This is a genomic window from Acidaminococcus sp. AM33-14BH, from assembly GCF_003603525.1.
Classification (GTDB): Bacteria; Bacillota; Negativicutes; order Acidaminococcales; family Acidaminococcaceae; genus Acidaminococcus; species Acidaminococcus intestini.
In genome coordinates, this window is the sequence record NZ_QTNG01000004.1 from 149,438 (window position 1) to 161,611 (window position 12,174).

The following is a 12,174-nucleotide window of genomic DNA, read 5'->3' on the forward strand; positions in this document are numbered from 1 at the left end:
CGCTGCCTTCCTATGTTATAATAAAAAGTACGAAACATAAGGAGGTATGGCCATGGAAGAAGACAGCCTGTTTAAGACCCCTCACCATGAACCGTTGGCGGAACGGCTCCGACCCAAGACGCTGGATGAGTTCCAGGGGCAGCAGCACCTACTGGGTAAAGGCAAAGTCCTGCGCAACTTGATTGAAAGGGACCAGATTTCTTCCATGATTTTCTGGGGCCCGCCCGGCGTGGGAAAGACAACCCTTGCAAAGATCATCGCCCATACGACAAAAGCCAGTTTCATCACTTTTTCGGCTGTGACCAGCGGCATCAAGGAAATCCGCGCGGTCATGCAGCGGGCGGATGAACAGACGCGGTTTGGCCAGCGGACCATCGTCTTTATCGACGAAATTCACCGCTTCAACAGGGCCCAGCAGGACGCCTTCCTACCCTTTGTAGAAAAAGGAAGCATCATCCTTATCGGGGCGACGACGGAAAACCCGTCCTTTGAAGTAAATGGTGCCCTTTTGTCCCGCTGCAAGGTTTTTGTTCTCAAGGAGCTTACGACAGAAGACATCATGGCCCTTTTGAAACGGGCCTTGACCGATTCCCGGGGCTTGGGAGACCAGCATATCCATATGGATGATGACAAGCTCCGCATTGTCGCGGAATTTGCCAGCGGGGATGCCCGCAGTGCCCTGTCCACGCTGGAAATGGTCGTCCTAAATGGGGACGCAAGGGAAGATGGAATCTATGTGACGGAAGAGACCCTAAAAGAGTGCACGAGCCAAAAATCCTTCCTGTATGACAAATCTGGGGAGGAGCACTATAATCTCATTTCCGCCCTCCACAAATCCATGCGCAATTCCGATCCCGATGCCGCTGTCTATTGGCTTGCCCGCATGCTGGAGGCGGGGGAGGATCCTTTATACATTGCCCGCCGCGTTGTTCGCTTTGCCAGTGAGGATGTCGGGATTGCTGACTCCCGGGCCCTTGAAGTGGCCGTTGCTGCCTATGAGGCCTGTCATTTCATCGGGATGCCTGAGTGCTCCGTCAACTTGGCCCATGCGGTCATCTATATGGCTATGTCCCCTAAGTCCAACGCCATGGAGCTTGCCTATATTGAAGCACGGGAGGACGCGCTGCATCATCTGCAGGAACCGGTTCCGCTTGTCATCCGCAATGCTCCGACCGCCCTCATGAAGGAAGCGGGATACGGCAAAGGCTACATTTATGCCCATGATACAAAGGAAAAGATCGCGGCCATGGACTGCCTGCCTGATTCCCTTAAGGGACGGCGTTACTACCACCCTACAGAAGAGGGGTTTGAAGTGCGCTATAAGGAGCGTCTGGAAAAGATCCTTCAATGGAAGGCGGCCCAGCGGTCCAAATAACTATCTGAAAAAGGAGTTCCATGATGATCATTGGTATTGGTGTTGACCTTGTTGAGGTCAGCCGGATAGAAAAGGCCCTCCAGCAGGAAGGCTTCAAGGAAAAAATCTTTACGGACGAGGAAATTGCGTACTGCGAAAGCAAGAAATGCCATGCGGCAGAATCTTTTTCCGGACGCTATGCCGTGAAGGAAGCGGTGGGCAAGGCCCTTGGAACAGGCATCCTGCCCGGTCAGTTTGAAAAAATTGAGACCCTGCCTGATGCCACGGGGGTGCCTCAGGTCCATCTTTTGGGGCCGGTCCTCATTACGGCCATGAACCGTCGCGTCAATAAGGTCCATGTTTCCATCAGTCATACGAAGGATCTTGCCATCGCACAAGTGGTATTGGAGGGATAAGGGTGAAACTCATAGGAAAAGAGGCCATGAAAGATGTGGATGCCCGTCTGATTAAAGACATGGGTTTTCCTGAGACGGTGCTCATTGAAAATGCCGGCCGCGCCGTAGCCGAAGAAGCCTGTGCCTTTTTGGGCGGCGCTGCAAGAAAACGGATAGTCCTTTTGTGCGGCAAAGGAAATAATGGCGGTGACGGGCTGGCGGCCCTGCGCTTTTTGTCGCGTTTTGGCGCTTCCTGCTCCCTTATCCTTACGGCTGAGCCGGAACAGATGGGAAAGGCTGCTCAGGCAGAACTTGTAATGACGGAGGGGTTTGCTTTTCCCCGCTTTGTATGGGAAAAAGAGCCCCAAAAGGCCCTTGCAGCGGCTCGACAGGCAGATCTCCTTTTAGATGGCCTTGTAGGAACGAGCTTTCATGGCAGCCTCCGGGAGCCCATCCTTTCCTTTGTACGCGCCCTTAAGGAGCTGACTGTTCCTGTCCTTGCCATCGACCTGCCAAGCGGCGTTGACGCCGATACGGGAAAAGCCGCCCTTGCCCTCAAGGCGGATCTTACAGTGACCATGGTGGCCCCCAAGCCCGGTCTTTATCTTTATCCCGGTGCCCTTTATGCAGGTGCGGTCAAGGTGCATACCATCGGCACGCCCAAACAGGTGGAAGAAGAGGCAAAAAGCACCATGACCCTGCTTGATGACGCTTTTGTTGCGCCCCTGCTGCCCCATCGCCCCAAAAACGCCCATAAGGGAACTAATGGACGCATTGCCCTTGTAGCAGGCTCCCGCGGTTATATTGGGGCGGCGGAGCTTGTAAGCAAAGCTGCCGTTCGTGCTGGTGGGGGACTTGTGACCGTTTATACGGAACAAGCAGCCTGGGAGCCTCTTGCCATCAAAAGTACGGAAGTCATGGTCAAGACCTTTGACCCCCTTGACGTGGAAGCCTCCGTACAGGAACTTTTATCCAGTGATGTCGTTGCCATTGGCCCCGGCCTAGGCAAAGCACCGGAAACGGTACGATTTGTCAGAAGCCTTGTTCAGCAGCTTCCTATGCCCCTTGTCATCGATGCGGATGGCCTCAATGCCCTAGCCGGTGAAGACGCGCTGCTGCTTCGTCTCCCTAATAAGATCCTGACGCCCCATCCCGGTGAGATGGCGCGTCTTTTGGGAATTCCTACGGCCGATGTCCTTGATGACCCAATCCAATGCGCTCGTCTAGGTGCCAAAAGATGGAATGCCATTGTTGTCCTTAAATGCGCGCCGACGCTGATTGCCCTGCCAAACGGTGAACTCTTTGTGAATTCTACGGGCAATGAAGGCATGGCAACCGGCGGCTCCGGCGATGTCCTGACAGGGACCGTGGCAGGCCTTTTGGGACAGGTCCATACGGCGTCTGCTGCAGCTCTGTCCGGAGTTTATGTTCATGGTCTTGCCGGTGATCTTGCCAAAGGGGAGGGAACAGTCGGCATGAAGGCGGGAGACCTGCTGGATAAGCTTCCCTCAGCCATCCAGAAAGTGCTGCGTCATGCGTGAACCGATTGTTTAAAATGGCGCGGCTTGTCTTCTTTGATTTGCAAGGGAAGGCATATCGTGGTAAAATCGACGGGTATAAAGGGAGGTCCCATCGTGTTAAAAAAAATCCTGCTCATGAGCTGCGCCCTTCTGGCTCTTGTTGGTGCCACGGTAGTGCACGCAGCCCCAAGAATTACAAAAGTTGCCTATGGTGTCAGTCCTGACCGCCAGCTCCGCGTGGTCCTTGAAACAACAACGCCTGCCCGCATGCGTTCCGAATTCATTGAAAAGGAACTGCAGGTTACGGTCGGCGCACGGCTCAATTCAAGCGTGTCCCGTTCCTATGTCCCCAAGAATGCGCCCTATGTCAGTAAGGTTGTCCTTGAACCTAAAGGGTCGGAGACCTTGGTTCGGATCCATATGAAACGGAAACTGGATAAAGGGGATTACAAGACCTTCAATCTAAAGCGCGATTCTGTCAACAAGCGGCCGACCCGCTCCGTCATCGACGTCATTGCCGGTCCGAGCCGTAAGACCTTTGACACGAAAAAGAAATCTTCGTCCTTGGAAAAGAAGCCCTGGCGCCCAAGTACGCAGGGATCTGGTTATTCCGTTGTGGGCGGGATTGAAGGCAAACGCATTACCTTGGATCCTGGACATGGCGGTACGGATCCGGGTACCCATGGTCTTGTGACGGGTGTCTACGAAAAGAATATTACCCTTCCCATTTCAAAGATGGTGAAAGCGTACCTTGAAGACAAAGGAGCCATCGTCTATATGACGCGTACGACCGACGTTGATGTCTATGGACCTGATGCAACGGACGTACAGGAACTGCAGGCCCGTGTCGATGTGGCAGAGGAAAATAAATCTGACCTGTTCATTTCCCTCCATATCAACGCCAGTGTCAATACCAGTGTCGGCGGCTATTCCACTTACTATCATCCGAAGACCAAATATGATATCCAGGTTGCCCAATGCATCCAAGATGAGCTGCTAAAGACGGGAGACCTCGAAGATCTCGGTGTGCGCTACGCCAATTTCTACGTCAATAAGCGCAGCACCATGCCAGGGGCCCTGGTCGAAATGCTCTTTTTGACCAACAAACGGGAAGAAAAGCTGCTCAATAACAGCTGGTTCCAAAAGAAGATCGCCAAGGCCATTGCCGATGGGATCGAAGATTTCTATAATCAGCATCGGGGAGGTTGAGGAAGATGAAACATCGCATTGCTGCACTGACTGCTGCTCTTTCCCTCGTTCTTGCAACCAGCCTTTTAAGCGGCTGTGAAGGACCAGGAACCCAACCTTCCGCGTCTCAAAATACGGCCGTTATGCAGGAGCAGAAGACCCAGACGGTCAAACGGGTCATCTACCGCGCTGATGGCAAGGGCACGGAAAAGCTCAAGGCCGTTGAAGTTGAAATCGGGGCTCATGAGAAAAATCCCTATCTTGTCGTTTTGAAACGGCTTGTTGAAAAAGCCCCCAAGGAAGAAACTACATTTCCAAAGGGACTGAGCGTCAAGGATGTTACCGTTAAGGATGGGATTGCTTCCGTCGATTTCAATGATGTCTTCCTATCAAGGCGGCACAATGACTATGACAACACCATGATGGTCTACGCCGTTGTCAATACCTTGACGGAATTCAAGGACGTAAAAAAAGTCAAATTTCTCGTGGACGGCAAACCGGTCGAGGTCCTCGGTCAGATGGACCTTTCTGATCCCCTGTCGCGGGAAGAATCTTTCCTTGTAAAAAAGTGAAAGTATAGAAGTGAAAAAGGGAACAAGAGGGGTTTGCCCTGTTGTTCCCTTTTTCTTTTTCCGGCTTCCTGCAAGGGACCTTGTGAGCCCATAGGGCGGTGTCTTCTTCTTTATGAATCAGCCGTTTGGACTGTAAAATCCGTTTGCATGAAGTTCGCCCTTTATTATATAATGGTGAACATAATCTCGGAAGGAAGTGGCGCTGTGCAGATCAACTGGTACATCTTGATTGCCCTGGTCCTTTATTTTGCCATTCTTGTGACCATTGGGCTTGTAACATTTAAAAAAGATGAGGATATGGAAGGCTACGCCTTAGGCGGACGGGCCCTGGGCCCTTGGGTTACCTCCATGAGTGCGGAAGCCTCGGATATGAGCGGCTGGATGCTCATGGGACTGCCTGGCTATGCCTATATGGCGGGCATTTCTGCTTTTTGGATTGCCATTGGTCTCATCTTAGGCACTTGGGCCAATTGGGCCGTGACAGCAAGGCGGCTGCGTGTCTTTACCCAGGTCATGAATAACTCCATTACGCTTCCGGAGTATTTTGACAACCGTTTCATGGATACCAAAAAGAGCCTGCGTATTGCGTCAGCCTTCTTCATTTTCATCTTCTTTTTGATCTACACTTCGTCAAGCTTTGTTGCTGGCGGCAAACTCTTTAACACGGCCTTTGGAATGGATTATCACACAGCGCTGTTTTTGACGGCCGGCATCGTGGTCTTTTACACCTTGATGGGCGGTTTTGCGGCCGTCTGCTGGACGGACCTGTTCCAAGGCTTTCTCATGTTCTTTTCCATTCTAATCGTGCCTGTAACAGCTATGTATTACATTGGCGGCGTGGGGCCTACCATAACCCGCCTTAATGCCATCAGTTCAAACTACTTTAGCATGATTGAAGGGGCCGATGGCAGTGTACTCAGTTTGACGGCCATCGTTTCCCTTGTGGGCTGGGGCTTGGGCTACTTTGGACAGCCCCATATCCTGGTCCGTTTCATGGCCATCCGTTCTTCCAAGAACATCAAACAGGCCACCCACATCGCCGTGACCTGGGTCGTCGTTTCCCTTGCTATGGCTGTCCTCGTAGGTCTCACAGGCCGCGTCGAACTGGGGGACAGCCTCAAGGGCAGTGCGGCTGAAACGGTATTTATGCACATGAGCGGCCGTTATTTCCATCCCTTTATTGCGGGAATCATCACGTCGGGTATCCTGGGCGCTATCATGAGCACTTCGGATAGTCAGCTCCTTGTTGCCGCCTCAAGCTTTACGACGGATTTCTATAAGATTCTCATCCATAAGAAGGCTACGGCGAAGGAACTTGTCATGGTAAGCCGTATTATGATTGTTGTTGTCTCCGTCCTGTCCCTGATCCTTGCCCTGGATCCAGACAGCATGATTCTCACCATTGTGTCCTATGCCTGGGCCGGCTTTGGTTCTGCCTTTGGACCGCTGGTCATTCTTTCCCTTTACTGGCGCCGTATGACAACAAAGGGTGCCCTGGCAGGAATTATTGTCGGCGGGTCGACCGTCCTTATCTGGAAAAATTTCTTTGCCTCCACGGGCCTTTATGAAATCATCCCTGGTTTCATTCTTTCCCTTGCTGCCATTGTTGTGGTGAGCCTTCTTGACCGGGAACCGCCCAAGGAAATGACTGATCATTACGATGAAGCGGTAAGGACCCTTCAAAATGAAGCTTGACACGATAGACTGTGAAAAATGAGCGATTCATTTTTCGCAGTCTTTTTTTATGCATGATTCTAAAAAAAGTGAGGAAGAAACGCGTCTGCAGCAACACATTTACCGCAATGTGGCAATCAGTCCCAGGCCAAATACAAGAGATGGCAGTTTTTGCATCACTGCGTCACAGCATTAAAGCAATCCGCTTTTTTGACTGACCAAAAAAACGGGAGGGGCCCCCTTGTTTCTCGGCCCTATTTATATTATAATGTCATATATTTGTGATTTTTGGGTTGGCTAGGACCGGCAGGACAGTAGCTCATCCGTTCCTGTACGGACAAGCCGCCCGTAACAAGCTGGAACAGGGTACCCCTCGCAGTCAGGAATCCCTTCCCACCTATGGGAACACGCAGTCATATATGGAGTTTTTTGAGGGCTTGCTCTTGCTAGCGCTGGACCCAGCACCGGCACAAGGGAGCAATCCCTCTACTTTGTTTGTAGGAAAGAGGAGGCATCATGGTTCCTGTCAAGGTGACGATTGTCAGCTGGAACAAAAATGATCCAGAAGGGCCGTCCACGTTCATTGCCTTCGGGAAGATGACCGAAAAGGGCGGCGTGACCTATGTCCGTTATGAAGAAAGCAAGCTGACGGGCATGGATAAAACGACAACGACCTTGAAATGGTCAGAACAGGCGCTGACTATCATTCGCCATGGCCGTTTTGAGCACAGACAGCATTATGAACGAGGCCGCAATACGCTGTTTCAATATCGGACACCGTATTTTTCCCTGCCCATGTGCGTCTTCACCCGTCAGTTGGAAATGAAGCGGGGAGAGGGACGATGGGACCTGACCTTGGAATATGATATGGAAATCGACCGCCAGCCGAATGGATCCCTTCGGCTATCGATTGTTGTTGAGGAGGAACATAAGAGTGGACATCAAGAAAGTACTCACTGAGGCCGTCAGCGAAGCGGTCCAAAAGGCCATCCAGGCCGGCACCTTGAAAGAAGGGAAAATGGTTCCCCTGGTCTTTACGGTACCGCCCCAAAAAGCTTTTGGCGATTTTGCAACAAATTTTGCCCTTCAGGCAGCCCGCAATTTTCATTGCCCGCCCCGCGTGATTGCTGACGCTGTCGTAAAATACCTGGACTGCAGTGCCGTCGAAAAGATGGAAGTGGCCGGTCCGGGCTTCCTCAATTTCTATTTGAAATCAGACTGGCTCTATGAAGGGCTCGCAAGGATCCTTGAAAAAGGGGAGAGCTATGGGAACCTTCCCAAAAAGGCTGGTGAAAAGATCCAAATCGAATTTGTGAGTGCTAACCCGACGGGCCCCCTTCATGTGGGGCATGGCCGTGGGGCCGCTGTTGGGTCGAGCCTGGCTAACCTTATGCTTGCTGCCGGTTACGATGTGACGAGGGAATACTTAATCAATGACGCAGGCAACCAGATGCATAACCTGGCCCTTTCCGTCAATGCTCGCTACTTGGAGCTTTTTGGAAAAGAAGTGTCTTTCCCGGAAAATGGCTACCATGGAGAAGATATCATCGTCACAGCCCGGCGCATCAAAGAAAAATATGGCGATAAGTTCCTTCATATGGAAGAAACAGAGCGTCTTTCCGCTTTCCAGACTCTTGCCAAGGATGAAAAGCTTGCAGCCTTGCGGGAAGATCTGGAGGCCTTTAACTGCAAGTTTGATGTGTGGTTCAGCGAACAGAGCCTTCACGACGCGGGTAAGATCAAGGAAGCCGTGGATACCCTCCAGAAAAAGGACTACGTCTACGAAAAAGGCGGTGCCCTCTGGTTCCGTTCCACTAAGTTCGGGGATGATAAGGATCGTGTTGTCATTCGTGACAACGGGGTGTCGACCTATTTTGCCGCCGATATTGCCTATCATCAAAATAAATTTCAGCGGGGGTTTGACCGTATCATCAACTTATGGGGAGCCGATCATCACGGCTATATCACCCGCGTGAAAGCGGCCATGGAAGCCTTGGGGTACGATCCAAGCCATTTGGAGATTCTCATCCTTCAAATGGTCAGCCTCTATCGCAATGGCGAACTGGTCAAGATGAGCAAGCGGACGGGCAAGGCCGTCACACTCAATGAGCTTATTGAAGAAGTCGGAACAGATGCTGCACGCTATTTCTTCATCATGCGCAGCATGGACAGTCAGCTTGACTTTGACCTGACTTTGGCAACGGAACATTCCAATGATAACCCGGTGTACTATGTACAGTATGCCCATGCCCGTATCTGCAGCATCTTGAAGCAGATGGAAGAGGAACACATTGCCCTCGATCCTCACTGTGACCTGTCAGTTCTTGGGGAACCAGTGGAAATCGACCTCATCAAGAAACTGGGTGACTATGAGGATTTGGTGGAAACGGCAGCGGCTGAACGGGCACCCCATAAGATTGCCCATTACGTCTATGAACTTGCCGGTATTTTCCATTCGTTTTATAATCAGTGCCGCGTGCTGGGCGTCGATCCAAAACTTCAGCAGGCTCGTTTGGCCCTTATTATGGCCACGCGCCATACGCTGCGCCATGGTTTGATGATTCTCGGTGTTTCCGCACCGGACCATATGTAATTTTTCTATAGCAACAACAGATAAGGGAGGAAAAACATGACCAAGTATATTTTCGTAACGGGCGGTGTTGTTTCGTCTTTGGGTAAGGGCATCACGGCAGCGTCCTTGGGCCGTCTCCTCAAGAGCCGCGGCTATAGGGTAACGATCCAGAAATTCGATCCTTACATTAATATCGATCCCGGTACGATGAGCCCGTATCAGCACGGTGAAGTTTTCGTCACCGATGACGGCGCGGAGACGGACCTTGACCTGGGCCATTATGAACGTTTCATCGATATCAACTTGACTCGCAACTCCAACGTTACGGCTGGCCGGATCTACCAATCTGTTATCGACAAGGAACGTCGCGGTGATTATCTGGGCCGTACGGTACAGGTCATTCCTCACATTACCAACGAGATCAAGGAACGGGTCTACCGCGTAGGCCGCGAAGAAAATGCGGATTTTGTCATTACGGAAATTGGCGGGACTGTAGGGGATATTGAAAGTGAACCCTTCCTTGAAGCCATTCGCCAAGTCAAGAAGGATGTACCCCGCAATGACTGCCTCTACATCCATGTCACCTTGGTTCCTTATATTGCTGCTGCCGGCGAACTGAAGACCAAACCGACCCAGCACAGCGTAAAGGAACTGCGCAGCATCGGCATCACCCCGGATATCCTCGTCTGCCGCAGTGAGCATGAAGTCAGCAAGGAAATGCGCGAAAAGATTGCCATGTTCTGCGATGTGGATACGGATGCTGTCTTCCAAGCCCTGACGGCAAAGAGCATCTATGAAGTGCCTCTCCTGCTCCAGGAACAGGGCATGGACAAGGTCGTCCTCAAGAAACTCAACATGGAAGACCGTCCCTGCGACATGAAGGAATGGAAGGACATGGTCGACAAGATCATGGCCCCCCACAAGGACAAGACGAAAATCGGCGTCGTAGGAAAATACGTCGAACTGCCCGATGCTTACATCAGTATCGTCGAAGCCTTGAAGCATGCCAGCTTCTACAACCATGCCGATGTGGAAATCGAATACATCAATGCGGTTGATGTGGAAAGCCCGGAAGCAAATCTTGACGAAATCTTCAAGGGCATTGATGGGATCCTTATCCCCGGCGGCTTTGGTGACCGCGGAATTGAGGGCATGATTCGTTCTGCCCAGTATGCCCGGGAACACAAGATTCCTTTCTTTGGTATCTGCCTTGGCATGCAGTGCGCTGTCATCGAATATGCTCGCAACGTATGCGGTATGAAGAAGGCCAACAGCACGGAATTTGATGAAGCTACGCCGTATCCTGTGATTTACCTCATGCCGGAACAGATGAGCGTTGAAATCAAGGGTGGGACCATGCGTCTTGGGAAGTACCCCTGTAAGCTCATTGCCGGCAGCCATGCCGAAGAAGCTTATGGAACCGACCTCATCAGCGAACGCCATCGTCATCGCTATGAAGTCAACAACGACCTTAAGGAAGAACTCTTCTCCCATGGACTGGTTCAGGCTGGGACGTTGCCTAACGGCAAACTGACGGAAATTGTCGAACTGCCGGAAAGCGAACATCCTTGGTATGTTGGGGTCCAGTTCCATCCGGAACTGAAATCCCGTCCGACCAATCCGCATCCGCTGTTTAAAGCGTTCATTGCGGCTGCCTTGAAAAACCAGAAGCATTGAGTTTATGACAGAAGCAGGAAAATCCTTTCCTGCCCTCCTGTTGTGATAAGAAGGGATGCGGCAGGCTGCACCCCATGAAGCAGGTTCCCTCATAAGGAGGGAGACGGCTGGCAGATGTTAGAAAATCCAGCCCAACAAGATAATGGAGGCGTAATGATGAACAGAGAATTATCCATGGAATTTGTACGCGTAACGGAAGCTGCAGCCATTGCGAGCGCCAGAGGCGTTGGCCGTGGGGATAAAAACGGCATTGACCAACTGGCCGTCGATGCTATGCGCAAGATGTTTGATACGGTAAACATCAGTGGGACCGTCGTCATCGGCGAAGGCGAAATGGACGAGGCTCCGATGCTCTACATTGGGGAACATGTCGGTGCCGGCGGCCCTGAAGTGGATATCGCTGTCGACCCTGTTGAAGGCACGAACCTTGTTGCTAAAGGACAGCCCGGTGCCATTGCCGTTATTGCGATTGCTCCGAAAGGATGCCTGCTCCATGCGCCTGATATGTACATGGACAAGATTGCTGTCGGTCCCCGTGCCAAAGGCTGCATCAACATCGATGATCCCGTTTCCGCTAACCTCGAACGGGTTGCCAAGGCCCTGAACCGCGGAGTCGGTGACCTTACGGTTGTTGCCCTTGACCGTCCACGTCATCGCAAGATCATTGAAGAAGTGAGGGCAGCTGGCGCCCGGATCCGTCTTATCAGCGATGGGGACGTCGATCCAATTATCAATGCAGGAATCGAAGGAACTGGTATCCATATGTACATCGGTCGCGGCGGTGCCCCGGAAGGTGTTCTTGCTGCAGCTGGGCTCAAATGCTTGGGTGGCGATATGCAGGCCCGCCTCTGCCCGGAAAATGAAGAACAGGAAGAACGCTGCCATGAGATGGGCATTTCCGATGTGAAGCAAATCCTCACCATTGATGATCTGGTAAAGGGTGATGACGTTATGTTCACCGCTTCAGGAATCACGAACTGTGATCTGCTCCACGGCGTCAACTTCTTCGGAAACGGCGCTCGTACCCATACGATTTCCATGCGCTATGCAACGGGCACGGTCCGTTTCGTTGATGCTGTCCACACCTTTGACCGCAGCAACATCAATATCAAACTGTAATCTTATAGGAAATCCAGAAGCGGGAGCGGCATCTCATGACCCTGTCATGCGGTGCGGCCCCGCTTTGTTTTGATTCCTTGTTTTGTGTAGGAAATGGATAGCA

Annotated in this window: 10 protein-coding genes; all 10 read left to right on the forward strand. The window is 51.8% G+C overall.

Annotation, left to right across the window (positions count from 1 at the left end):
• Nucleotides 1–52 precede the first annotated feature (52 nt).
• The 10 genes from DW817_RS04540 to glpX all read left to right on the forward strand — a co-directional run bounded on the left by DW817_RS04540 (nt 53) and on the right by glpX (nt 12,071).
• Entirely contained in the window at nt 53–1,375 is a 1,323-nt protein-coding gene (locus DW817_RS04540) for a replication-associated recombination protein A (protein ID WP_016459618.1), read from the forward strand.
• A gap of 20 nt (nt 1,376–1,395) precedes the next feature.
• A complete protein-coding gene (gene acpS / locus DW817_RS04545) occupies nt 1,396–1,770 on the forward strand; it encodes a holo-ACP synthase (RefSeq protein ID WP_009016062.1) in 375 nt (124 codons plus the stop codon).
• A gap of 2 nt (nt 1,771–1,772) precedes the next feature.
• Nucleotides 1,773–3,290: a bifunctional ADP-dependent NAD(P)H-hydrate dehydratase/NAD(P)H-hydrate epimerase gene (locus DW817_RS04550; protein ID WP_021736362.1), complete on the forward strand. Its 1,518-nt coding sequence runs from the start codon at nt 1,773–1,775 to the stop codon at nt 3,288–3,290.
• Nucleotides 3,291–3,383: 93 nt separating this feature from the next.
• Complete coding sequence (locus DW817_RS04555) at nt 3,384–4,478, forward strand: N-acetylmuramoyl-L-alanine amidase (RefSeq protein WP_016459616.1); 1,095 nt, start codon at nt 3,384–3,386, stop codon at nt 4,476–4,478.
• Between the two features lie 5 nt (nt 4,479–4,483).
• Nucleotides 4,484–5,029 (forward strand): GerMN domain-containing protein, encoded by a 546-nt coding sequence (locus DW817_RS04560; protein ID WP_021736397.1) that lies wholly within the window; start codon nt 4,484–4,486, stop codon nt 5,027–5,029.
• Between the two features lie 204 nt (nt 5,030–5,233).
• Nucleotides 5,234–6,724 carry a sodium/proline symporter PutP gene (putP, locus tag DW817_RS04565; RefSeq protein ID WP_021736408.1) on the forward strand — a complete coding sequence of 497 codons (1,491 nt, stop codon included), beginning with the start codon at nt 5,234–5,236 and terminating at the stop codon, nt 6,722–6,724.
• Nucleotides 6,725–7,219: 495 nt separating this feature from the next.
• Nucleotides 7,220–7,663: a DUF1934 domain-containing protein gene (locus DW817_RS04570; protein ID WP_009016057.1), complete on the forward strand. Its 444-nt coding sequence runs from the start codon at nt 7,220–7,222 to the stop codon at nt 7,661–7,663.
• Nucleotides 7,638–9,296 carry an arginine--tRNA ligase gene (argS, locus tag DW817_RS04575; protein WP_009016056.1) on the forward strand — a complete coding sequence of 553 codons (1,659 nt, stop codon included), beginning with the start codon at nt 7,638–7,640 and terminating at the stop codon, nt 9,294–9,296. The genes DW817_RS04570 and argS overlap by 26 nt, the downstream gene beginning before the upstream one ends.
• Nucleotides 9,297–9,332: 36 nt before the next feature.
• Nucleotides 9,333–10,952, forward strand: coding sequence for a CTP synthase (locus DW817_RS04580; RefSeq protein WP_009016055.1), 1,620 nt, complete (start codon nt 9,333–9,335; stop codon nt 10,950–10,952).
• A 156-nt stretch (nt 10,953–11,108) separates the two neighbouring features.
• Entirely contained in the window at nt 11,109–12,071 is a 963-nt protein-coding gene (gene glpX / locus DW817_RS04585) for a class II fructose-bisphosphatase (protein WP_120111237.1), read from the forward strand.
• Nucleotides 12,072–12,174 lie beyond the last annotated feature (103 nt).